This window comes from Dyadobacter sp. CY326 (assembly GCF_021390515.1).
GTDB lineage: Bacteria > Bacteroidota > Bacteroidia > Cytophagales > Spirosomataceae > Dyadobacter.
The window spans coordinates 209,363-234,215 of record NZ_JAJUXI010000011.1 but is presented as its reverse complement, the minus strand read 5'-3'; the positions used below and the strand labels follow the sequence as shown (position 1 = coordinate 234,215).

The following is a 24,853-nucleotide window of genomic DNA, read 5'->3' as shown; positions in this document are numbered from 1 at the left end:
CTTATGAAATTGAAATTAACCAACGGTCACATCATCACCCCTTTTCGCTACATCCGGAACGGAACATTGCTGGTTGAAGATGGCGTGATCCTGGGCATACACGACGGGAATGTTGATTTTCCGGATGCCGAGGTCATTGATGCAGGCGGGAATTACATTGCACCGGGTTTCATTGACCTGCACATTCATGGCGGAGGCGGACATGATTTTATGGATGGAACAGTTGATGCATTTCTAAAAATAGCTGAGACGCATGCGCAATATGGAACCACCGCCATGGTTCCCACAACATTGACCAGCGAAAAAGAGGATTTGTTACAAACGCTTGACAATTACGAACAGGCGAATGCAACTAATGTGAAAGGGGCGCAATTCCTGGGAATGCACCTGGAAGGCCCATATTTCGCACTAAGCCAGCGTGGTGCGCAGGACCCGCGTTACATTCGAAATCCTGATCCAAATGAATATGAAGAAGTGCTGGCTTATTCCTCGTCCATTACACGATGGAGCGCTGCGCCCGAGCTTCCGGGAGCCATTGATTTCGGCAAAAGATTGAAACAAAAAGGCATTCTAGCAGCTGTGGCCCATACAGATGCCATTTATGAAGAAGTGCTGGAAGCTTACGAGAATGGTTACACGCTCGCAACGCATCTGTATTCAGCCATGTCAGGTGTGACGCGCAAGAATGCATTTCGCTATGCAGGAACCATTGAAAGCGCTTTTTTACTTGATATGGACGTGGAAATTATCGCCGACGGCGTGCATTTGCCCGCTCCGCTTTTGAAATTGATATACAAAATAAAAGGCCCCGACCGCATTGCACTCATCACCGACGCCATGCGCGCCGCCGGAATGCCCGGAGGCGAAAGCACATTGGGATCGCTGAAAAACGGCCTGAAAGTGATCGTAGAGGACGGCGTCGCCAAGTTACCAGACCGCACATCCTTCGCCGGAAGCGTTTCCACGACCGACCGATTGGTAAGAAATATGGTTCAAATGGCTGATGTTTCCCTGCTCGATTCGGTGCGGATGATGACTGCTACTCCGGCGCGCATTATGGGCGTGGATCACAAAAAAGGCACATTAGTCGCTGGAAAAGATGCTGATATCGTCATTTTCGACAGCGACATTAACATACAAAAGACAATAGTAAGAGGCAGAATAATTTATGACAAGCAATTTTAAAAAACACAAATTATGAAGGTTGACGATTTGGAAATAAAAATTTTCGACACCAGACAAGAAATGGGGATCAATGCAGCCCAAATGGTTGCTGATAAAATCCGCGAGTTACAACAAATCCAGGATTCGGTTAATATCATTTTCGCTTCGGCACCGTCTCAGAATGAGTTTTTGGCAGCATTAAAAGGAGAAAAAGGAATTGAATGGGAGAAAATCAATGCTTTCCACATGGACGAATATGTGGGCTTGCCCAATGACGCGCCACAGAATTTCGGCAATTTTCTTAAAGTTAAATTATTCGATTTTGTGCCGTTGAAGTCGGTTTCGTATCTCAATGGCAATGCTGAAAATATTCAGGAAGAATGCAATCATTATGCTAAACTTTTAGAAGAAAATCCGGTTGATATCGTTTGTTTGGGCATCGGAGAAAATGGACATTTGGCCTTTAATGATCCACATGTGGCGTTTTTTGATGATCCTTTGATCGTAAAACAAGTTGATCTGGATCATGCTTGCCGCCAGCAACAAGTGAATGATGCTTGTTTTGACACATTTGACGAAGTGCCGCAAACGGCGTTAACGCTCACAATCCCCACATTAATGAAGGCGAAATATGCTTTTGCGATGGTGCCGGGCGAGAAAAAAGCGCAGGCTATTTACCACACCGTGGCCGAAGAAATTCAGGAAGAATATCCGTCCACGATCCTTCGGAAACATCCAAACGCGATTTTGTTTATTGATAAAGCCAGTTCAGGGAAGCTGAAAGAAATTTCGTCTTACAGTCAGGCGTAACATCATTTTTGAGCCTATCTTGCATTATTACCTCAATCCACCAACATGAGAAATACACTTTTGACAATCGCTTTCATGAGCGCTATGGCATTAAATCAGGGATGTGATACGAAGAAAGAAGAAGCCAAAGACGAGATACAAAAAAAACCTTTAAGCCTGATCGTGGTCGAGCCCGGGCACTTTCACGCAGCTCTTGTTCAAAAATCCATGTATCCTGACGTCGATTCGGTCGTACATGTATATGCGTCCGAGGGCCCGGATGTGAAGGCGTATCTGGATAAAGTCGAAAAATACAATGCAAGTCCCAAAGACCCGACGCGCTGGAAAGAAGAAGTTTACACTGGTCCCGATTTTCTTGAAAAAATGCTTTCGGAAAAGAAGGGAAATGTGGTTATCCTGGCTGGAAACAATCAAAAAAAGACTGATTATATTAAACAATCCGTGGACGCAGGCCTTAATGTGCTTGCGGATAAGCCCATGGCCATTGATGCGGCAGGTTTTGATAAATTAAAAGAAGCATTTACAAGCGCCGAGAAAAACAAAGTGCTGCTTTACGACATCATGACCGAGCGTTATGAGATCACCAACGCATTGCAGCGCGAGCTGGCAGCTTCGCCTGAGATTTTCGGTGAATTACAAAAAGGAACGGCTGAGAATCCGGCCGTTGCGAAGGAAAGTGTGCACCATTTTTTCAAATACATTTCCGGCGAAGCATTAGTGCGGCCAACCTGGTTTTTTGACGTAAAACAACAAGGCGAAGGCATGGTGGACGTTACCACCCACTTGGTTGATCTCGTACAATGGAGCTGTTTCCCAAACACTGAATTGGATTACAAAAAGGACGTTAAACTGCTTTCAGCAAAACGCACGGCGACTAAGCTTACCAAGTCACAATTCAAGCTCGTAACCAAAAGCGATAACTTTCCCGACTTCCTGAGCAAAGACGTAAAAGACACAACATTAAGCGTTTATTCCAATGGCGCCATGAATTACATCCTAAAAGGTGTTCATGCCAAAGTCTCCGTTTTATGGAATTTCCAGGCCCCCGAAGGCACCGGCGACACGCATTACTCCATCATGAAAGGCTCCAAAGCCAACCTGATCGTACGCCAGGGCAAAGAGCAGAAATACAAGCCAGTGCTTTACATTGAGACCATTGACAAATCAAAAGCTTACGAAGACGCCGTGGCTAACAGCTTCAAAATGGTGCAAGGGAAATACCCAGGCATTGAGCTAAAAAAGAACGCAGCCGGCTGGGAAGTGAGTATTCCAGCGAAATATGACAACGGCCACGAAGCGCACTTCGCGCAGGTTGCTAACAAGTATATGGAGTATTTGAAGGCTGGACAGCTTCCGAGATGGGAAGTGCCGAATATGATTGCTAAGTATTATTTGACGACGTTGGCTTTGAAGGAGGCTAAGTGAGGTTGTTATGAATGTTTTCCGTTGCTTGAAAGCAACGGGCATGTAGAGGGAAGGCAGTTTGCTTTCCCTTTTTATTTTTGCTTATTGATGCTACGATGTTGATTAACTGGACTATTCTTAATTATAAGAATTTATGAAACGAGGAATGAGACCAGCCCAACCCGGGGCGTTAATTAAGGAAACGATTGAGGGTTTGAAAGAAGAAACCGGGCACAACTACACCCAAGCTAACATTGCCAAAGGCCTGGGTGTTACGCGCAAAACACTTTCAAATATTTTGAATGAGCATCAAGGAATTAGCTCTGAAATGTGTGTGCGTTTGTCAGAGGCATCTAGAACAAGTGCGGAGTTTTGGCTTGATATTCAGCGTAATTATGATCTTTGTCAAGCGGAATACGATTCAGCATTTCTGGCCTTACAGTAAATGCCCTTCAAAACAAATTGAGTTGTTTGTCAGAGACTAATCCCTTCCCTAACATGGGCAGCTCCTCGATAACATCGAATTGCCTCCTTTCTTCGTTGAACTTCCGTATTGTTATTATATTACACTGAAAATCAGCCTTAAATTCTGTAAAAAGCGAATAGGCCACACTTATCCATTCGGGTAGAAGCTTGCGGCCAATTGACATATGCGGTTTACCAAAAAGTTCAGTCCATCCCTCAGCACGATCTTTCAAGAGCTTAGAGCTAATTTCTCGTTTAAAATCTTGGCACCGCTCAATGATAGCTAGCGCGGATAAATTGGTTGGTTTTACGTAGAAAGCACCATTCTTAGGGAAATGATCAAAGCCATCGAATTTAATGTCAAGAGGTGCTAGTCTTTCAACTACTCGTTTATATTCATCTAACAGCGGAACAAAATCTGCTTCATATGCATGAAATTCAAACAATGTAATGTGGGCCTCGGAATTCACACTATTGAACAAGCCTCCTATTGCCTCTCGCAAAGCATTTTTCATTTCTCTGACCTCGTTGATAATACGCTTTGAAGGTCTGATAACTATTGAATACCTCACCGGTTTTTGTTTCATCTCACAATACCTTTGTATGCTTCCTCAATCCTTTTAATGTGATCATGCTCCAAATTTTTAAATTCATTCGATATCGCTCTTCGGGAAAGTCTCCCCTCGTTTTGAGATAAAAAAATAAGAAGTAGCGAAACACCCCTATCTGACATTGGAACATGATCATCCAGCCACGTTTTAAAAGCATCGTAGTTTTCCAGATATCTGATTTCATTTGGAATTGTATGACTTATCGTATAATTGATACATTCAAATAAAAATTCAGCCTGCTTGGTTGCATCAAAATATTTATAATAATCAGCAGTTTCATTTTTGACCTGAATATTATGATCGCTTGTCGGCTCCCATTCAATATATGGAAGAATGGAATGAGAATAACTTTCTAAGACCGCCCGGTAGCCTGTAATTTTATCAAGAATCGCCGCTGAAACAGGAAATATGATACCCTTAGGAGTAAACCCAGTTTGGGCTAGCAGGTGATGAATGACGTATCGGTGAAGTCGGCCGTTCCCGTCGCCTTATCATGTTCAACCCACAAGTCCATTTTGATTCGAAATCCCATCGGAATTCGACTGTTGTCTCCGATCACGAGCTCTTGCAAACGCAAAACTTCGCCCGCAGTAAGTCCCTTACTTCCGGCTTGCCCGATAGCCTTTCCCCAGTTTGTAGCCCGAATGTGTGACGGACTTTCTCCCTCGATTGTAAAAGATGCTTTCGAATCCTTTAACAATAGAAATGCCGAGGTTCTGTACAAAATGTCTTTTTGTGTCTTTTGAAGAATCGAATGCGTCCGTTGTTCCAGATCGTCGTCGATATAACTCTCGAGCCTGGCTGATTTGAATATCAGCGGGCAAAAATTAGATGTACCGGGCAGATTATTTCGGATTCGCTGTCTAGGGACATTTTCGGATTTTTCGAGTGCGTACTGTATGTCAGGATCAACTATAGACACATAGTTGCTATCTTTTAAGTCGGGAAGGTCGAGCAATTCCTGCATAGATGTATAGAAATTTGCTATAAATAGGAAAAACGCGTATTGTTCGTTTTTGTAGTGATAATTTCAAGGCCTACATGTACGACTTTCGCTTTTAACCGGAGCAAAGGCGGTGTACTTGATGCCAACAATCCATATCCATTGTGGATTGTAATGCCTTTGAAACGGACATTCCCTACCATACGCATCCGAAAAGTTTCCACATGCACAATCCATCTATGAAACGACGAATGAGACCGGCCTATCTTCTATTTAGAACGTAGCAACTGCATTTCGCCAGCGCGAAACAACACAAACGCCACTTTCCCAACAACACCCCTACCCGTTATCCCCGTCCCGGTTCTTTCCCGTTTCGCAGCAGTCAAATCCTGTCTATATTCTGCTGAAATGCTTAATCTTCGCCACTTTGCTCCTATTGAACCAGAGGCCACCGGAATAACACGATCATAACCAAATGCATCGTTGGTCACAATGTTTCCGAGCCTTGCTTCCCCCTGCACAGCGGCGATGAACATATTCGCTCCTACTTTTCCATCTACAAAAAGCTTTATTTTTGATTTTGGATTGACATACCACCTCATTCCCGCATCAAAGGCGCCACGGTGATGCATTTCTTTTGTAATCCACTTCCCAGCTGTCCGGCTTGTTTCGCCAAACACATCGACATACATCTTTTTTTGCGAATAGCTGATTTGCGCCAAAGCAGAAAGCCTTGAATTGATAACTCGCTCTGCGTAAAAGCCCGCTCCACGTGAACAATATGAGGGAAATTTTTTTATGTAGCCATTTGGAAGTTCACCCCAATCGTAATATTTACGATTATACCAATCCCTTCCGTGCTCCAACTGAACGCCGAATTCCCAACGCGAAGCTTGCTGCGCGCGCGCTTGAGAGACAAATGCTAGTATCAGGGAAAGTAGAAAGCATATTCTCATAACGTTTGACGATTGGTTGGAAGAGCCCACGATAATGAATGTTATATATGTACATTTCTTCAACAAATTAGCCAAAATTTTTCGTTCGGCCGACTTGATTGAATGAACGGATTTATCATTCACATTTCCGAATTTCCTCTACCTTCTCGAAAAATTCCAGCAATTCCTTAAACGAGAAATAAGTGTTGCTCAAATTGGTCGTTCGGCCCATTTCGTTTTGGGCGAGCATGAAGCCGCTGAACATGGTCCAAAGTTCGCTAGTCCAACTTTCGGCAGAACTGCTGCTGAGTAACGCGGCTACTTCTCTTCCATAGCCAATCAATTTTGAGTCGAGCGACTCATTAGCGCGTGTTTCTGTGTTCATTTTTTTGCGAAGTCGTAGATGTGTGATTACAATAATGATGGAAGTTTCACTGAATCTGGCGGCAAAGTAATGTATCTCGAAACCCATACGCAACACATCCGGAGCGTATCGTACACCGGATTGCTTGTAAATTACTCGGAAACTTACCGATAGATTTATCTAAATTGCCTTTTCAACAAAACCGCCTTCCGCATGACACATACTGCCTCGAACCCGAAGATTCATGAGGGCCGCAACTTAAAACGCTTCCGCGAAATGCTCGGAATCAAGCAAGACGTCCTCGCTTTTGAGCTCGGCGAAGAGTGGAACCAGCAAAAGGTTTCTTTACTGGAACAAAGAGAAAAGATCGATTCCGATATTTTGGAGCAGGTTTCAGCGATACTGAAAATCCCGAGCGAGGCGATTAGGAATTTTGATGAAGATCAGGCGATTAATATTATTTCAAATACATTTCACGATCAAGCATATTTAGGAAATCCACATTCGACTTTCAATGTCAATCCGATTACAGAAATCAGAAAATTGCATGAGGAGAAAATGGAGCTTTATGAGCGGATGTTGAAGGAGAAGGATGAGATCATGGGGCGGTTGGAGCGGTTGATTGGGGGGAAGTTAGAGCGGTAATAAATAAATATGAACGGGGCATGGCCTGTAATTTAAGTTCATTATGAAGTTTGAATAGTTAAGCCAAGTTAAAACATTAACCGATAAAACTTGTAATTCGACCGAATAATAAATTTGAATAGTAAAATCTTTACTAGATATTAAACATCGAGAAGCCTTATTCACCAAACGTATCTATAAATCAAGGGGATAAATACATCAAATTTTTAAAACAATTATCGCGTAGCGATTCTCTATTTTCAATTGGTACCAAATTTCGTATATTAAGGCGTGTTTTAAAGAAATCCTCTTCCTTCATGAACAGAATGTCATACTTTGACTATATAGAAGACAAACTTATAACTCTCGCGTTCAGAACCACTCAGAGAGGTAAACTTAACTTGTTAGAGCTGCACATACATTCGGAAGATTTTTATAGGCACCTCCTCAATTGCGTATATCAGTGGAATGTGGTCAATCTCAATTCATCACTACAAAATGTCGAAGCTATCGATCTAATCGACATTGAAAACAAAATAATACTGCAAGTATCAGCAACATCGACAAAGGTAAAGATTGAATCTGCTCTGTCGAAGAATTCGTTAACAAACTATGATGGTTACCGATTCAAATTTATTTCAATAGCCAAAGATTCAGCAGATCTAAAAATTAAAACATTTAAGAATCCTCATGGTATTAATTTTGACCCTGCGAAGGATATAATCGATATAAATCAACTTCTTGCAGATATTAAAGGTTTACATATTGATTTACAAAAAGAAACATACCTTTTAGTAAAATCAGAACTTGGAAGCCAAGAAATAGGCCCTCAGTCAGACTCCAATCTCGCAGCAATTATAAACATACTTGCAAAGGAAAATTTAAAAATATACGAAGAAAATGAAAATAAAAACTCGTTTAAAATAGAAAGAAAAATTGAGTTCAATTCACTGAGTATCTCTTCGAAAGCTGTTATTGAAGATTATGCCATTTATCACTCGCGTTTAGGTAAAATGTACGATGAAATTGACAAAATGGGATCAAATAAAAGCTTATCCGTTATTCAGTTGGTAAGAACTCAATATCTTACTGAAATAAGACAAGACAAAGAAATTGATTCTGATACCATTTTTCACAATATAATTGAGCGTGTTCGAGAAATTATCGAACGAAGTATAAATTATGAAAGTATACCATTAGATGAATTATCAATGTGTATTCAAATTTTAGTCGTAGATACATTCATAAGATGTCGTATCTTTGCAAATCCAACAGAAAACAAAAATGTTACTACCAGATAATATCAAGCCTGAGAATAGCGTGTATTATGGTGGAGCAATCGTTCTATCCACGCTTCGCGAGAAGGATAGCTTAGAACTCATTGATCTATATCAGGCAGTTAACAGAAAAATGAGGATGACGTTTCCTATGCTGGTACTATGCTTAGACTGGTTATACCTGATTAATGTCGCCCAATTTAACAAAGAAGGTAAAGTTTTTCTATGTTCCTGAATAAGCTAACAATTTCGTCTGGAAGTACCATAATCCGAGAGATCAAGTTTCGGAAAGGAATCAATTTGATTATTGATGAGACAAAAGCGTCTAAAATCGATGATAAGCAGAGCGGAAATAGCGTTGGCAAAACTACTGTTCTAAATCTAATAGATTTCTGTTTCGGCGAAAAACCGAACAAGATTTGGCTAGATCCTGAAACCAAAAAAGAAGAATACTTATTAATAAGAAATTTTCTTCGCGAGAATAAAGTTATTATTTCACTTCTTTTATCAAAAGATCTTGATAGACCAGAAGCAGAAAAAATTCTAATTGAGCGAAACTTCCTCCCACGAAAAGAAACTATTAGGCGTATTAATGACATTTCATACACTGAGGAAGGTTTTATTGATAAGTTGTCTAGTTTAATATTCCCTCACCATTCGACAGAAAAACCAACTTTTCGTCAGATTATCGCTCATAACTTTCGAATCACTGACGAAAGTCTTATAAATACAATTCGAATGTTGGATAAATATTCTTCAGATGTGGAATATGAAGCGTTACATTTATTCATGTTGGGGATAACCTTTGATCAATCAGCGGAAAAGCAAAAACTTACCAACCGCCTAAGACAAGAAGAGTTGTTTAAAGGTCGATTGGAGAAAAATCAGACTAAGGGAGCGTACGAAACGACACTTTCCATTATTGATTCAGAAATAGAAGAATTAAATGAAGTAAAATTAAATTTCAATATCAATCCAAATTTCGAAAGCGATTTAAATAGTCTTAATCATAAGAAATATGAGATCAATAAATTGAGCTCGGAAATTTCCAAGCTTGCAATAAGACGTGATCTTATCCTAGAAGCGGAGCAGGACTTAAAAGGAGACCTATCACAAATTGACTTAGACGAGTTGAGTGCAATATATGAACAGGCTAATAATCACATATCTAGCTTGCAGAAAACTTTTGAAGACCTTGTTGTGTACCACAACTCCATGGTCCAGGAAAAAGTTAGGTTCATTACTAAGCAGCTACCTGAAATCAATGCTGAGATCGAAAGCAAGCAACGTCTTCTAGACGTACTTCTGACAGATGAAAAACAGATATCAACCAAGATTGTTAGAAGTGATTCTTTTGAGGATTTAGAAAAAGTAATTATCCAGCTTAATGAAAATTATAAGCGAAAAGGTGAATATTCAAATATAATAGACCAGATTAATGCTGTTGATAAAGAGATTGAAGAGATAAAGGAAGAGCTTGACAATATTGAAAACTCACTTTTTTCTGAAAAATTTCAAACAAATCTTAAAGCACAAGTTAATAAGTTCAACTTAAAATTTTCCTCAATCTCAAACGATCTTTATGGTGAGAGATATGGATTAAAATATGATATAATTACAGGCAAGAACGGTCAAAAGTTATATAAATTTAGCAGCTTCAATACTAATTTGAGTTCCGGGAAAAAGCAAGGCGAAATTTCATCATTTGAAATTGCCTATGCCATATTTGCGGATGAAGAAGAGATTCCCACTTTACATTTTATTCTAAATGATAAAAAAGAATTAATGGATGACAACCAACTCGTTAAAATTTCAAAGTTGGTTGAAAACTTAAACATTCAATTTGTTGCATCAATTTTAGCTGATAAATTGCCGTCAGAATTAAGCAAACCTGAGTACATTATCTTAAAGCTCTCTCAGCAAAAAAAACTGTTTCAAGTTCCGGGGTAGAGAATATCAAGCATCACTACTCACCACTCCAACTCAACCCCCTCCCCCTTCAAAAACCCCTGAAACCCTTTTAACATTTCGCCATCCTCCCGCACAACCCGCGGCGTAACCTTTTTCTCCCCAGCGAACTTCACCAACAACCCCACAGCCTCCCCAATGCTCCACTCCACCGGATGCAACCGATAACAACCATTAGTAATATGCGTAGTGCCAATGTTCTTATTCGCAGGAAGCAAATTTTCCATGCGGATGGGAATGAGCGCTCCTAAAGGAATCTGGAATGGTAATGAGGCGAAATCGATGTAGTTGTCGCCGTTGCTGCTGGGGTGCAGGTCTATGTGGTAGTAGCCTACTCCTACGCTGTCGTGGAAGTGGGCGGCTTTTTCCTTGGGGCCTGGGGCGCCGTTGGCGATGGCGCCGATTGCGCCACGTTCCACGACTATGGCGCGGTTTTCGGTTCCTACGTGTTCTTCTTTGATGGTGAAAAGGGCTTTGATGCGGCGGGATTCGCGGATGTAGGGATATTTGGCGAGGCCGTCTTCGGTTCCCATGATGTCTTTGCGGAGCCGGATCTCGGGCCAGCCTTTGCCGCCGTCGGGGCGTGGAGCTTCGGTTTGGAGCCAGTATAGCAAGGATAAGCTGAGCTGTTTGGCGCGGTTGACGTGTTTTTGAAAATCCTTTTCGCTGGCTCCGATGAGGTTGCCCAGAAAATAATCGTTTTGCGGCCAGTTGACGATGGTAATGTCGCCTGCGTAGGTTCCGGGTTTGAAATTGTCTTTGCTGATGATCCGGCGGTAATTCCAGAGGTTCAGCATATCGCCCGTTTTAATGCCTGCGGGATGAAAGCCGAGCTGTTTCGGCTCCAATGTTTTGGGATTGGAATAAGACAGATCCAGCAACTTTCCTGACCAGGGTTTTGCCATTTTTGGAATAAAATCCTTCCAGAATTCGTATTCAGCTGGCTTTTCGATCACATGATTTTCTCCCGGCCGGTAATCAATCGCGAAACAAACGGTGAATGCCTGGTTGTTTTCAGGATTCCCTTTTTCGGGTGCATGGAGTTCGTTGGTTTCACTTTTGGATTCGGTGCCGGTTACGAATTCTGTTCCTGTTATTGGCAGCAGGTCACCTAATTCTGTTGCGTCCACGAAATCAGGCGCTGAGAGTTTGGAGCGGGTTTTTGTTTTTACATTCACCACTTCTAACGACTGCACTTTATTCCCATTCACCTCAGCGGAAACGGCTTTGTGTTCTAACAATAATGTTAATTTGCCCGAACTGATGTAGGGCATGAACATATCAGTCAGAACGGCAACCGCTACACGCGGCTCGTGGCAGAGGCGCGAAACAGCGCCATCACCGGGATTCAGATGCTTCCGGTTTTTGGCTTCCTCGGTAAGCGGATAATTTTTGATATAATATTGCCTGATGGCCGTCCGGAAATCACGGTAAAGTTGCGTAGCACCATGTGTTTCAATCCATTGATGCTCGTCCGGCGGAACGCCTTGCTGTGACAGCTGGCCGCCGAGCCAATCCGTTTCTTCTGTCAGGATCACGGATAACCCATTGCGCAATCCAGCCAATGTAGCCGCACAGCCGCCTAAACCGCCACCGGCAACGACCATATCGGCCTCAAAAAAAAGATTCTTTGCAGGGTCTTTCGACTGTTGCAAAGAATCTGAACCTTGTATTTTATTTCGATCATTTGAAAGCAGGCTGCTGCCTAAGGCGATGCTTCCAAGGAAGTTCCGGCGCTTCATCTGACTAAACCACCTTCCCCATCACATACATTTCCTCCATCGTCGGCGACGGCACGCCGCCTTCATTTTCTAGCGTGATGGCAAAAGCGACTGCGCCTGGTTTAGCGTTTTTCATTGTAAGAACTTTCCCTGAAAAGTTGTTGTCGATCATTCCCATGTCAACAGGCTTATTATCCACAATAGTCCAAAGCTGGTATTGCTTGCCCGCAGGCGCTTTTGGCAAGTTTTGAACGTCGATTAAAACCTTGTTCGTAGCTATGTGCCAGAATGCGGAAACTGAACTTCCGGGAGATTTTGGAAGACCGGCCAAATGAACCGATTTATAACCTGGATCACGAAAAAGATTGGCTAGCGATTGATTGTATTCAAAACCTTGTCTCAAAGTCGCCATCTCCGTCTTCATTCCGCTCATTTCCGAAGCAAGCTGTTCGTTGCTGCCCTTGTACTCGGTCATTTGAACGGCCGACCAAGCTGCAAACACCGCGAATAAAACGGCTGCGGCAACAGCTAACTTTGCCCAAAACGGTGTTACAACTCGCGTTTCAGGCTGTTCAAATACATTATCAATGACTTTTGGACCCGGATTCAGTGGAATAATTGTATCATCTTCTTCAATTTTTCCACTTAAACTTTCTACAAAATCACTGGTCGCGTGAGCGGGTGTTTCATTTATTTCCTCGGTAGAATCAAAATTCATTATGGCAAAAAGCGATTCTTTCAATGAAGCAGGAGGTGGTGTTTGATGTTTCAGTGCATATTCTTCCAACGCACTTTCGGTCCGCAGCAGCTCTTCTTTTATCTCAGGATAAATATGAGACATACACTCCACTTCCTGCTTCTCCTGAGGAGAAACAGTGCCCAATACATATTCCTCTAATATACCGGACTCTATGTAGGCTTGGATATTCATACTGCAAAGTATTGTTTTAACTCTTGTAACGCTGTTCGGATCCTTGATTTAACTGTTCCCAATGGGATACTCAACTCCTCTGATATTTCTTCATGCGTGTATCCTTGAAAATAGGCCATGTCAATGAGGATTTTCCTTTCGGGCCTCAGCATGTTGACAATCGCCTTCATCTCCGAACTTGATGTCAGCGAATCTTCATATACATCCCTTTCATTCAGGACCGCCTTGTTATCGATATCATCCATCGCTGGTTTTCTTCCTTCAACCCTTGCCGCGTCTATTGCACCATTGCGCGCAATATTCATGATCCATGTAAACAGTCTTCCTTTCTCCGGATTGTAAGAAGCTATATTTTTCCAGATTTTTAAGAAAGACTCCTGTAAAACATCCGCGGCCCGCTCCTCGTCCCTCAACGTCTTTGAAATGATATTAAACAAAGCTCCTGAGTAATGGTCGTACAAAAATTCGAAAGCTGTTCGCTCATTCCTCTTCAGAGCTGACACCAATTCCTCTTCCGAGTATTTTAACTTACTAGTCGCCAAGAGTTGCTTAACATTTAATTGTATGTTACTAATTGGCAATCTAACGAATTTTCGGAAGAACCGGTCACGGCTATTATAAATTATTGTGTCCTGGTTCCAACCATTAAAAACTCTGGTTAGTTGCGGCTGAAAGGGTCTCCACACATGGGAGTTTATCGTGTTCATCATAGTGTGTTTTTTTATTCATATACGACCAACACACCAGAATAGATCATCATCGGTTAACTCTTCTTCAAGACCTTATGATGATACGCTTACTTGCGGATCTTTTCAATCCGCCAATATGCAAGGAAGAGAAACAACGCCATGAGGCTAAACAGATAGATAATATTGCGTGAATCCACAAGCCCTTTTCCAAGCGCCAGATATTGCTGATCCAATGCCGCCCAATTCAAAAGCTCAGCGCCCGGCCCCACGCCTGCAAGCTGCGCAAGCGCTCCAAACCCGATATACCAAACGAATGCAAGAAACACGCACGCTATAAACGCAACGATCTGATTGTCGGTTAGGGACGATGTCCAGATGCCCATGGAAACGATCACGCCGCAGAATAGTAACAGTCCAATATAAGATCCGAAAACGGCGGCGGAGTCAACATTTCCTTCCGGATTTCCGAGCTTGTAAACGCTGTAATAATAGATCAATGTTGGTAAAAGCGTGAGCGCAACCAGGACCCAGTTTGCAAAAAATTTACCCAAAACAAGCTCGCTGTTTCGCAGCGGTTTGGTCAGGAGTAATTCCAATGTGCCGTTCCGGGCTTCTTCTGCAATGGAACGCATGGTGATGGCCGGGATCAGGAAAAGCAACACATAAGGAGCCAATTGAAAAAAGGAACCCAACTCTGCGTAACCATAATCAAGGATGTTGGAATCAGGAAAAACCCACACGATCAGGCCAACTGCCGTTAAAAAAGCAGCCATCACAATGTAGGCGATCAGAGAATTGAAAAAGCTCCCTATTTCCTTTTGAAAAATTGCAAACACAAGTAAAAGAAGTTAAATCCGGTGGAGCTTACTCGAAAACGGGCTTTTCGCGGCGGATAATGGCAGCCACAATCAATGCAATCACCAATCCTGTAATGACATATAACACCACAGTCATCGTAAACATGATGCCGGGCGACATAAATTTCTGCGAAAGCTCCATGGCCATATCAATTTCTGCGTCGTCTTTGCCTTTCCGCTCCATGTCCTCGCGCACCTTGTCCATGGCCTGCGCCAGCATGGTGTTGTCGATAAACTCTGTGTAAAACATTGAAAATGCAGCGCTTAACACGCCCATAACCGCCGATGCCAATGTGCCCACACCAAGTCCTTCACCAAATGATATGTAGCCGCGATTTTGCCGCTTAAAGTCTTTCATCGCCAGCACAATCCCGACAATCATGAAAATAAATGACAACGAAGACAGCATTTTGTTCTCGGCAAGTCCGGAAACATTGATGATCGTGGTGAAGATCATGATTACAACGGAGGTCAAAACGCCATATTTCAGGGCAATCCGTGCGGTAGAAACTTGTTCTTCCATTTAAATAAATTTAAGATTTGTTGTGAAACACACCATAATCCTGCTTTCTGAAAATCAGTGAAATCACCAGAATTGGAATAATCGCCATCACCGTTTTCTTGCTCACTTCATCCATGATGATCTCCGAACGCTTCATATTCCCCACTCCATTATACATTTTGGCAAACTCAGCTTCACCGATATTTTTGACCAGCTCCGCCTTTCCCTGCAACATTAATGTCTTCATTTGGGCAATGTAATTGGTAAAAACAGCAGGATCACCGTAAGTTACAAAAAAGTAAATCAGCCAGCCAGCAATCAGCGCGCCGATTGTGTTCACCACATAACCAATTGTCAAGGCCTCCCAAAGATGCAGAAATCCGTCGCCGACATTCTTGCGATAATACCAGCAGGCACCGGCGATAAAAATAATGTGTATTCCAAAATCAAGGATCTTGTTATTCCCCAGCGGCACGATGTCAATCAGATAAAGTCCGATGAAGAAAATAAAGACAAGCACGCCCGTCATCATTCCAAAGACAAGCGAAACTTTAAGTAACGGTTTATTAAAATATGCGATAATCGACTTCATAAATACCATTCGTGTTTTCCGTTGTTAACCACTCCTCTCACTTTTCCGCGCAACGTTTGTCCCAAAAATGGCGTGTTTTTTGATTTTGAAAAGCTTTTATTAAATGTCCAGGTTGTGTCTTGCTCAAACAATGTCAGGTTCGCCAAACTACCCTCGGCAATGCTCGCTTCCTGCAACCGGAGAATGCGGCGGGGCGACGTGGTAAACTTTTCAATGATGTTTTCCAAAGACAATCTGCTGTGCGTCAACGCCAGCGAAAAAGCCGTTTCCAATCCGGTTATGCCAAAATCTGCATGATCAAATTCGAGGTTCTTGCTTTCCTCATCGTGCGGGTTATGGTCTGAAACAATGGCGTCAATGGTCCCGTCAGCGAGCGCTTCACGAATTGCCTGCGCATCAGCGGTGGATCGGAATGGCGGATTCACTTTCAGATTTGTATCAAAATCGATGAGATCTTCATCCGTGAACGCCAGTTGATGCGCTGCAATGTCACAGGAAACAGGCAATCCATTTTGCTTCGCTTCCCGAATGAGCTCCACGGCTTTTTGTGAAGAAATCAAGGAAATGTGCAGCGCAGGCGCGTCCGACTTGTACTTGCTTTTTTCCAATGCATATGCGAGCAATTTAAGATCGCGGGTCAGCATCATTTCTTCCGCCAGCGCGGGAATTCCTTTCATGCCGATAAGCGTGCTCGTCAGCCCTTCGTGCATTTGTCCGTAAAGGGTCAGTTGCTTGTCTTCCGGCCTGTTCATCAGCAGCGCATTCAGCGGCTGCAAATACAATATTGTTTTTAGCAAAAGATCCGCATTCTGCACCGGATGTTCGCCGTCTGTAAATGCAATGGCTCCGGCTTCGTGCAGGTCAATCATTTCTGTAAAATCCTCACCCTCGGCCTTTCGCGTCACGGCCGCTGCAACGTGCAGCTTCACCAGCCCGCCACTGCCCGACTGCCGGATATAATTCAATGTGTCTTTGCTATGCACCACAGGTTCTGTGTTGGGTAGCAACACAATTTCTGTAAAACCGCCATGTGCCGCCGCGGCACGAACGGATGTCAAATCTTCTTTATGCTCAAATCCCGGGTCGCGGGACGCCACGCGCATATCCACCCATCCGGCAGAAATACACAAATCGTTTCCTTCAAGAACCTCCGCCCCGCCGGCGTCCAGGTTGTCACCAATTGTTTTGATGGTCGCGCCCTCAATCAGAACATCCTTAACCTGACCGTTGAACGGCGATTTTCTGTCAATGATCCGGGCTGAGCGTATTAATAATTTCATATATGCGTCTTACAAACAAACTGACCGGGTTTCGTTTCATTCAACCGGTTTCAAAAAAAAAGCTCCAAACGGAGCTTTAAACAAAAATCATGCACCTATAAACTTTTCGTAATCTTCGGCGGACATTAAACCGTTTTCATCGCCGGGGCTAGTCAAGCTGATTTTCACCATCCAGCCGCGTCCATAAGGGTCTGTATTTACCAATTCAGGTTCTCCGTCCAGTTCTTCATTCACTTCCAGCACAGTTCCTCCAACAGGGATAAGCAAGTCAGAAACAGTTTTAACAGCCTCCACGGAACCGAAAACCTCGCCTTTTACGAGTTCATCACCAACTGTATTGATATCGACGTAAACAATGTCACCCAATTCATTCTGCGCATGGTCCGTAATGCCGATGGTCGCTATGTCACCATCGATCCGAATCCATTCGTGATCCTCTGTATACTTAAGTTCTGACGGGAAATTCATGGTTTAATCAGGTAAGTTGTAACATCTTTGAATCGCAAATTACAGGATGTAGGTTGTATTTTCCAAATCAAAATACTATTCCGCCAAATTGAATTTCAGCTGCACACCGCCGGATGTGCTCGCCCGATAAAACGAATTGGAAACGAGCGGATCATTAAATGTTCTGTCGAAATAAAACTGCACGCTCAAACGATTGTTAACCATGTAATTAACCGTCGGGCGAAGCTGGAAGTTGATATTTCCCGCGATCGGAATATTCTCGCCGTCAAACTTCCTCTGAATCGATCTCGTATCCCGGAAAGTAAGGCCAAGCTGCATTGTCATATCATTTTTGAGCTTCTTTTTAACACCATTGATCTTAAACGGAATGGCCACATTGTTTTTGGTAAAACCAATGTTGACCGTCACGTCCTGGTTGAAAAGCTCTGCCATTTGCGAGTTGGACAAGTTAAGCGCAATCGTCCGGTCCCTGTTATACTCAATCCGCGCTGTAACCCTGCTTTGCGTCCTGAATTCAACCCCGACAAGCGGCTGAAACTTCTCTGATAATGTAATCGTGCTCATTGAAAACACCGGGATATATTGTCCCAATTCGTTCCGCCGCGTTGATAATGGATAACCGGTCACCGCCAGATTGACGTAAAGCGCTTCGTAATCCAATGAAGACGTAAAATTTCCAACGCTGTATTGCGACATGTATTTATGCCTCAATGTGAATGAACTGAAAAACCGCTTGAAACCAGCCAGTTGTGAGAGTCCATTGTAACTCAAATCCCAGTTTGGCATCGGGAATTTCAAGAATGGGTTGGTGCGGACGGTCGCCGGATCTTTGCCCGTGTAAGCAGCGAAGAATGACGAGATCAAAACGTCTTGCGAGGTCTCATTATATTCGCCGCCACTTTGGTTTTCTGCATTCAACCGGTCTCTTAAAATGGCACGATAAGCTCTGAATTTATCAAAAACCGGAGATGAATTATCGCGTTTCATTTTGGCAAAAGCCGTCCGGAAAGACAGGAATGACATGCTGAACTGGCCATTCCGCAATGGACTTTGCGAAACAAAATCTCCCGATGAATCCGGCCTGTAAAATTCCTGATAAGCATCCTGCCGCGTGAGCCGCGCTTCAATAATCAACCTGAAATCTTTGAACGGTTCCAATGTTGTATTAGCAGAAAAGTTCTTCGCAATGGTTTGCTGGAAAGGCATGTTCTGCTGCTCGCTGCGCGTAATCCAGCCTTTTTCCGCTGCCTTAACCTGGAAATTCCGGTCCTGCTGACCTAGCACGAAAGGCAAGCCGGGCGCGTTGGTGTTGTCAATGCCAAAGTATTTTGGTGCGCGCAAGTAACCTGGAAGCGCCGTCGTTTCTTGGACAGAATAACTCACATTGATTCCGCGCACGGTCATTAAAGCACGCGTAACACTCTTGAGAATGTCCGTTGTGCGCATGTCGATTTCCTCAATATCACCCGGACTTCTTGCAAAATTCTTGCGGCCTACCGAAGGCGTGTTGGCAAATTTGAGATAGCGCAGTTTGTTATAAAGCAAAACAAAGTCCACTTTCCCAGTGATGCCGCGCTCTCTGCTATTCCGGATAATGTCTCCGAAAGGCAAGCCGGTGGTGTCTTTCAAGCCAAATGCATTTGCCTGATATTGATAAGCGATGGAATGTTTGTAATCTGCTGTCATCCAGTCTACAAGCGGAATTTTATCCAGAGGCAAACGGTAAGTCAGATCAATTTTCTGGTCAAAGTTTTTGATCCTGCCCAGTTTTTTGAAGTTGCTCCAAAGTGAATCTTTCTTCGCGGCGGAGTTGATGTCACCCATCGGCTCGTCAATGATCGAGTTGGCCGTTGAATTATAACTCAATGTCATGTTTCGCGTCAGGTTCCAGCTGAGGTCATAATAACGGTTGAACCAGAAATATTTCTCATACAATGGCTGAATGCCGTCGGTCGTCAGGTCTGCATTACGCAACTGGGTTTTCAGGAATCTCCTGTCAACATCCGTGCGCACGGAAACCATATTGGGCAGCAATGTAAGGTTCACATCTTTGATCAGATCGGCCCAACGAGTGGTTGCCTTCCAGTTCTTGAATGGCTCCATTGGTTTCGGCTGGCTGCTGTAAACGTAGGAAATGCCTCCCCGATAATTGCGTTGCGCATATTCCTGTGTCAGAATGTTCCTCCGTTTATCATCACTGAATGCATAAGTGAACGAGAAATTCTCAAAATCATAAAAATGATTTCTCGCGCCAGGCTTCGTCTTTATCTTCCTGACATTGGAAAAGTTAATCCCCCGCTTCACTGCATTTTCTTCCACCATACGCCGGTAACCGTCCCGCTCCTCGTCCGATTCCAGGTTTCCAAGCGATGTGTTAAGCGGCGTGTCCGGGTCCAACGGATTAAAGTGCGGCTTCACATTGTGCCGGTCGTAACTCAAAAACAACGGAATGCTGAATCCCCAACTTTCGGGCAAAAGCTTATCGAGTGCAATGTTAGAAGACACGCCATATTCCGTAGTAAAATTCCGCGAACGCTCGCCAATGCGCTGTTGCACGCTTCCAAAACCAAATGTTTCAAGCCTTCCAGAAGCGGTTACTGTTGCAAAATCGGCAAGTTTCGCATTCAATTGAGCAATAGCCGCAACGCCGCCCGTTTCATCAAAACCTTCCACGTGCATTTCATCCACCCAAATACAGAAGCTTTTCGCGCGCTCATCCTGCGATTTCGGATTTCGCATTCCGATCATCATAACTCGAACCGAGCTCAAATCCGGATTACCGACAACTGTCAATTTATATCTTCCATCCGCCGTTGTGATGGTGTAAGGCACACTCAGGTTTCGGTCAAGCTGCCGGTTGCGCTGCGCTTTGGCCTCAATAAGGTCCGAAAGCGCAATGTTCAATTCGTTTTCTTCTGGCCAAACCTCTCGCTCATTCGTTTGGTTAGGCAATGTTGCCTTCAAATTGGAAAGGTCTATTTCGTAATAATTCTGGGTAAGGTCCGTTCCGATGCGCATGAATGCACCAACCATGCGGTCTTCACTCAGCTCATTTTGCATGTGCACATACATCCGCAGCCTTTTACGGAACAGCAGATCAAGGTTCACATTCTTGAACACTGCCCTTGAATCACCATCGCGCAAATCTGTCACGCACAAGCTCATCGATTGCTCATTCAGCAACAAAGGCGGGCGCTGCGTATTATCCTGATCTCGCACCCAACCCGGTGGAATTGAGTAAACATATTTGTCGGAGCTGGTGCCGCTTTGCGGCTGGCTGTTTTCCTCTATGCTTACAGTTCCAACCGTAAATTTGGCATCATAAGGCTCGGGAACTTCTTGTAAACCAGGCGCATCCAGGTTGGACGTATATTTTCTATATTGCTGACCAACCATTTGCAACTGCGCAAAACGAAGCACAACAGGCTGTTGAAAGTCCGTCAGATACATGCGCATGAACCGAATTGATTTGAACCCGTTCATGTTTCCAATGACTCCCGAAAACTCCTTGATAGGAACCCGGAAAAGATACCAGGTCTGCTGATCGGCTGTGTTCACTGTTTTGTCAACAATGTAACCATTACCAACTGCCAGCTGATTGGGTTTCAGATCAATTTCGTATTCATAATAAGATTCGTTGTCATTGATCGTGTTGTCGACGTTCATGTCTTCGCCGTCCGGCACATTGGTTGAAGCAGGCGTAACATCCGCGCTTCTGCCAAGACTTTCAGGAGAGTTGTTCTCCATGCCAATGTAATTCTTATAACGTTCAAGCACTTTCAAGTCTGCGCTGTCCAGGCTGGCGCCAAGGAAAAACTGGAAGTCATCACCCGAAGGATCACGCAAAATCTGCTCTCTTGCCTCGGGCGTCAGGTTTGCAGGAAGTCTGTCAATAAACCTTTTGAAAAATGTGCGCTCTTCATCGTTGTTCAAACCATCCAACCCTACATCCTGGCGCTGGCGTGCACCGGATTCATTGCTGAATGCATTGATCAGATATTGCGATTTGGTGACATAACCCCAAGCCGTCGAATCCACATTGACACCGACTTGCTTTGGCACGATCGGAAGTCCGTTTTCAAAATTGTAACGCTCGTCAGGAATGACATCTTCTGAAATATCGCCAAGATTGAAAACCAGTTTCCCGCCGGTTGTATTGGGTCGTTCATTGCCGCTCCCGTCCCGCACCACTCCAAGCGGATTATTAATAAACGGGTCCAGCATCCAAAATTCAATGCTTTCAATGTTCGCATTATCGAAGTCATTATCCGAAGTAATCGCTCTGCTAATTGCACCAAAGTTCTGTCTTGGATTTTTCAAGCGACCATCTGGCAACAGATCTACATTGTAATTGTACATGCCCCTTTCGCTTGGATAGTAAGCAATGTCAAGCACGTTCTGCGGATAAGAAACAAGCCCAGCGATGGCGCGTTTCGGGAAAATTTGGTTGGGCAGATAAAGTCGTTCGTAATAATATTTGAGGTCTTCGTCTTCAAAATTGCCTGGTGGCTGATATCCGCCTCCCAATCCCTGAGATCCGCCGAAAATATTGTCAACTGTGTAAGCTGAAATTTTCGCTCTTCTGTAAGCATAATCGAGCGTTTTGCCATCCGTTCCTTGTCGGAATGCTGGCGGGACGCCTGCTAAGCGCCATTTCTGCGGCTGTCTGGATAAGTCGTATATCGTGCGGGCTGCTTCAAAATCGTCAACCAATGAGCGGTTATTTACGTCCTTCGACACCCCGGGAATCAGTTTTGCAAATTCTCCTTTAAACTGAATGCTCGACATTTCCTTGGTTTGAATCAACGGCAATGCGTCAAGCCATTTGGTTAGGAAGGGGACATCTTTTCTAAAATTAATATCGAACCCGATCATTGTGTTGCTAACAGGCTCATTTCCAATAGAAACCCTGGTTAAGAATCCAGCAGGCCGTTCACGATATTTCATCAACGTCATACCCAGGCTCATATCGCGGTTCACCATGTAATCCAAACGTGTTCCAAGAAGCGAACGGATCTGATTTTGAAACATGTCCGGGCGTTCGTATTCAATGACAATTTCCCTGCCCGAATTCATTACGCTGCTGTTCAAAATGCGGACACGTCCAATCTGCGCTTCAACAATGTAATCGGAACCGGGCGAAAGCGGAACGCCGCCGGATGTGACGGTTACGGAAGTTTCCAGGACGCCAAAAGGCAACTGCACCTCAGCTCCCCCACTTGATTGGTAAGATCCTTTAATAAAAAATTTGTTGCGCTCCGAAATTTGCTGGGCATCGACCATTGTGGTGGAATACAGCTCTCCAAAGACATATTTATTACGGAATTGCTCTTCTCCCGCACCAAATTTTCGCGCAAGATTCGAACCGAAAGGTTCAAGAACGGGAAAGATAATGCGTCCGGATTTGCTTTCGACCGTGATGCCGTCGACAAAATCGAAATTTCCATCGGGTTGGAGATCATTCACCGGGTTCAGCCTGTCGAGGCCCATGAGCCGGATTAATGGAATGTTGGCAATGCTGCTTTCCTGCAAGTTTGGGTTATCAATTCCGGTTTGGTCATCTTTATAAATGATCCGCAACTGGAAACCCTGCTTGTCCATTTGGCTTGTCCCCAATGAATAAACGTTTTTCATCATCAGGTTCCACATGGGAAGCTTGGTGTTATTGCGAATCGTAGATGATTTCAGCAATTTCAATGCGATTACTTCATTGTCCCTCCGCGCCTGATAATCTTCGGTAAGCTCCCCAACTTTAAATGAGCGTCCATTCAATGTATATTCGTACGAAACGGCCAGCACTTCATCATTCCGCAATGCATTGGTCAAAGAAATGTATCCCAATTGCGGATGAAACGAATAATCACGATCTGCGATAAGCCTTTTCGCGCCGCGAAGCAGCTCATAGTCAACCGCTCTTTCCAGTCCCAGACCTGTTATTGCACTGTTTGTGTTATCAACTTGCCGGAATGACGCATTATCCTGCAAGGTTTTATAAAGTCCGTTGGCGGCATTGTCTGCCGGCGAAGTCGAACGAATGGGCTGCAACCTGGGATTGCCAGACTTATAAGGCGCAGGTTCCCCCAAATCAGCGAAACCGACCACATTTCGCAATGACTCGGTCGTTGTTGTCCGGTTGGTCACGTAAACTTCCATCCGCGTAACCGTTACGCCTGAGGTGATTGTGGGCGTGTTTTGTAGTGAACTCTCGTAAATGTTCCTGAAATATTGAGAAAGGAAAAAGTTACGATTCTCATCATATGTGTCCGCACGCAACTCAAAATCGCGGCTTTGCGCACCGCCACGCAGAACAATCCTTTCTTTGCTGGATTTCTGCTGTGAAGCCACGAGTGTCGCACTTAACCGACCGAATTGGAGGTCGGTTTTTAGACCAAACAGATTTTGAACACCGGGAATCAACTGGCTGTTAATGGCCCAGTTAATGTTTCCAGCCTCAATTTTCCGGATAAAGCTTTCTTCCGGATTTTTATAGTTTAGCTTAATTGCATTCTCAAAATTGAAGTTTGCTTTTGTATCAAAATTGGTTTGAAAACCAAGCTGATCGCCCAATTTCGCGTCAAAGTTAATGTTAATTTGCTCATTGAAAATGAATTGCGTGTTTCTTCTCTGGCGGATCGGAATGGCCGGATTATCGAGAAACTGATGCATTAAGCCCAGGTCCAGAGAAACAAATCCGGTTGGTTTGAAATTGACAAAATCGTCGCCCAGCAGTTTTGAAAGTCCCGGCGGAATGTCGAGTTTAGGCAGAAGTCCTCTCGAACCCATTGCACTTTTGCCATCCTGCCTTCCTGCATATTCACGCAGCAAACTTTTGAATGCGCGGTCTTCCTGGATCTTGTCGTAAGTCGCGAGGTCCATTCTTTCGGGAGCCCTGTAATTGAGGCTTCCCGCCGGCGTGCGAATGCTTTCCGAAACAGCAACTTTTCCAGTGCTGTCTAGCAAAATAGAAGTAGAAATATTGGCCGGATCGCGGAGATAAAATGGCGAACGGGGACGAGGGTCAGCAACGCGATTGGAATAAAAATCCTTCCAGCGCATAATGAGCTGGCTGCCCGAACGGTCGACTTTTCGCTTACTCGTATCTTCCGGCACAGTATCGGCAACGAATGCCCAATCCTGCGCCTGTGCTGAATATGGCTCGTCCATTTCAACGGAGACGTTGGCCAAAAGTACAGCGCCGGTCGATATCGTTAATGCCTTAAAAAGAAAGGAGTAAATCGTTGATGACAA

General features: G+C 44.0%; 21 protein-coding genes. 8 read left to right on the top strand and 13 right to left on the bottom strand.

Annotated elements, in window-relative coordinates; genetic code table 11:
* Positions 1-3 precede the first annotated feature (3 nt).
* The 4 genes from nagA to LZG73_RS21755 all read left to right on the top strand — a co-directional run bounded on the left by nagA (position 4) and on the right by LZG73_RS21755 (position 3,823).
* Positions 4-1,185: an N-acetylglucosamine-6-phosphate deacetylase gene (gene nagA, locus LZG73_RS21770; RefSeq protein WP_233854493.1), complete on the top strand. Its 1,182-nt coding sequence runs from the start codon at positions 4-6 to the stop codon at positions 1,183-1,185.
* A gap of 12 nt (positions 1,186-1,197) precedes the next feature.
* Positions 1,198-1,974 carry a glucosamine-6-phosphate deaminase gene (locus tag LZG73_RS21765; protein ID WP_233854491.1) on the top strand — a complete coding sequence of 259 codons (777 nt, stop codon included), beginning with the start codon at positions 1,198-1,200 and terminating at the stop codon, positions 1,972-1,974.
* Positions 1,975-2,019: 45 nt separating this feature from the next.
* Positions 2,020-3,399, top strand: a complete 1,380-nt coding sequence (locus LZG73_RS21760; RefSeq protein ID WP_233854489.1) for a putative oxidoreductase C-terminal domain-containing protein — start codon at positions 2,020-2,022, stop codon at positions 3,397-3,399.
* A 133-nt stretch (positions 3,400-3,532) separates the two neighbouring features.
* A complete protein-coding gene (locus LZG73_RS21755) occupies positions 3,533-3,823 on the top strand; it encodes a HigA family addiction module antitoxin (protein WP_233854488.1) in 291 nt (96 codons plus the stop codon).
* A 7-nt stretch (positions 3,824-3,830) separates the two neighbouring features.
* Here the strand turns inward: LZG73_RS21755 and LZG73_RS21750 are convergent, their stop codons facing one another.
* From LZG73_RS21750 to LZG73_RS21735, 4 genes are all read right to left on the bottom strand, one after another.
* Positions 3,831-4,430: a 2'-5' RNA ligase family protein gene (locus LZG73_RS21750; protein WP_233854487.1), complete on the bottom strand. Its 600-nt coding sequence runs from the start codon at positions 4,428-4,430 to the stop codon at positions 3,831-3,833.
* 463 nt (positions 4,431-4,893) lie between these two features.
* A complete protein-coding gene (locus LZG73_RS21745; protein ID WP_233854486.1) occupies positions 4,894-5,421 on the bottom strand; it encodes a hypothetical protein in 528 nt (175 codons plus the stop codon).
* A gap of 245 nt (positions 5,422-5,666) precedes the next feature.
* The gene (locus tag LZG73_RS21740; protein WP_233854485.1) at positions 5,667-6,353 is read right to left on the bottom strand and encodes a hypothetical protein; all 687 of its coding nucleotides are present in this window, start codon (positions 6,351-6,353) and stop codon (positions 5,667-5,669) included.
* A 115-nt stretch (positions 6,354-6,468) separates the two neighbouring features.
* Positions 6,469-6,717 carry a hypothetical protein gene (locus tag LZG73_RS21735; protein ID WP_233854484.1) on the bottom strand — a complete coding sequence of 83 codons (249 nt, stop codon included), beginning with the start codon at positions 6,715-6,717 and terminating at the stop codon, positions 6,469-6,471.
* A 192-nt stretch (positions 6,718-6,909) separates the two neighbouring features.
* Here LZG73_RS21735 and LZG73_RS21730 point away from each other — a divergent pair, with 192 nt between their 5' ends.
* The 4 genes from LZG73_RS21730 (at position 6,910) to LZG73_RS21720 (ending at position 10,547) form a co-directional block, all read left to right on the top strand.
* Positions 6,910-7,341: an XRE family transcriptional regulator gene (locus LZG73_RS21730; RefSeq protein ID WP_233854483.1), complete on the top strand. Its 432-nt coding sequence runs from the start codon at positions 6,910-6,912 to the stop codon at positions 7,339-7,341.
* 296 nt (positions 7,342-7,637) lie between these two features.
* Positions 7,638-8,621, top strand: coding sequence for an ABC-three component system protein (locus LZG73_RS21725; protein ID WP_310588456.1), 984 nt, complete (start codon positions 7,638-7,640; stop codon positions 8,619-8,621).
* Positions 8,605-8,832 (top strand): ABC-three component system middle component 6, encoded by a 228-nt coding sequence (locus LZG73_RS25705; RefSeq protein ID WP_409014348.1) that lies wholly within the window; start codon positions 8,605-8,607, stop codon positions 8,830-8,832. The genes LZG73_RS21725 and LZG73_RS25705 overlap by 17 nt, the downstream gene beginning before the upstream one ends.
* Before the next feature lie 65 nt (positions 8,833-8,897).
* On the top strand, positions 8,898-10,547 hold the full coding sequence (locus LZG73_RS21720; RefSeq protein WP_233854481.1) for a DUF2326 domain-containing protein: 1,650 nt from the start codon (positions 8,898-8,900) through the stop codon (positions 10,545-10,547).
* Between the two features lie 20 nt (positions 10,548-10,567).
* Here the strand turns inward: LZG73_RS21720 and LZG73_RS21715 are convergent, their stop codons facing one another.
* The 9 genes from LZG73_RS21715 to sprA all read right to left on the bottom strand — a co-directional run bounded on the left by LZG73_RS21715 (position 10,568) and on the right by sprA (position 24,853).
* Entirely contained in the window at positions 10,568-12,307 is a 1,740-nt protein-coding gene (locus LZG73_RS21715) for an FAD-dependent oxidoreductase (protein ID WP_233854480.1), read from the bottom strand.
* 4 nt (positions 12,308-12,311) lie between these two features.
* Positions 12,312-13,217, bottom strand: coding sequence for an anti-sigma factor domain-containing protein (locus LZG73_RS21710; protein WP_233854479.1), 906 nt, complete (start codon positions 13,215-13,217; stop codon positions 12,312-12,314).
* A complete protein-coding gene (locus LZG73_RS21705; protein ID WP_233854478.1) occupies positions 13,214-13,927 on the bottom strand; it encodes an RNA polymerase sigma factor in 714 nt (237 codons plus the stop codon). Before LZG73_RS21705 ends, LZG73_RS21710 begins: the two co-directional genes overlap by 4 nt.
* 86 nt (positions 13,928-14,013) lie before the next feature.
* Positions 14,014-14,742, bottom strand: a complete 729-nt coding sequence (gene gldF / locus LZG73_RS21700; RefSeq protein WP_233854477.1) for a gliding motility-associated ABC transporter permease subunit GldF — start codon at positions 14,740-14,742, stop codon at positions 14,014-14,016.
* A gap of 28 nt (positions 14,743-14,770) precedes the next feature.
* The gene (locus tag LZG73_RS21695) at positions 14,771-15,286 is read right to left on the bottom strand and encodes a DUF4199 domain-containing protein (protein WP_233854476.1); all 516 of its coding nucleotides are present in this window, start codon (positions 15,284-15,286) and stop codon (positions 14,771-14,773) included.
* Between the two features lie 10 nt (positions 15,287-15,296).
* The gene (locus LZG73_RS21690; RefSeq protein WP_233854475.1) at positions 15,297-15,857 is read right to left on the bottom strand and encodes a DUF4199 domain-containing protein; all 561 of its coding nucleotides are present in this window, start codon (positions 15,855-15,857) and stop codon (positions 15,297-15,299) included.
* Positions 15,854-17,137 (bottom strand): dihydroorotase family protein, encoded by a 1,284-nt coding sequence (locus tag LZG73_RS21685; RefSeq protein ID WP_233854473.1) that lies wholly within the window; start codon positions 17,135-17,137, stop codon positions 15,854-15,856. Before LZG73_RS21685 ends, LZG73_RS21690 begins: the two co-directional genes overlap by 4 nt.
* A gap of 87 nt (positions 17,138-17,224) precedes the next feature.
* A complete protein-coding gene (gene gcvH, locus LZG73_RS21680) occupies positions 17,225-17,605 on the bottom strand; it encodes a glycine cleavage system protein GcvH (protein WP_233854471.1) in 381 nt (126 codons plus the stop codon).
* Between the two features lie 75 nt (positions 17,606-17,680).
* Positions 17,681-24,853, bottom strand: a complete 7,173-nt coding sequence (sprA, locus tag LZG73_RS21675) for a cell surface protein SprA (RefSeq protein ID WP_233854469.1) — start codon at positions 24,851-24,853, stop codon at positions 17,681-17,683.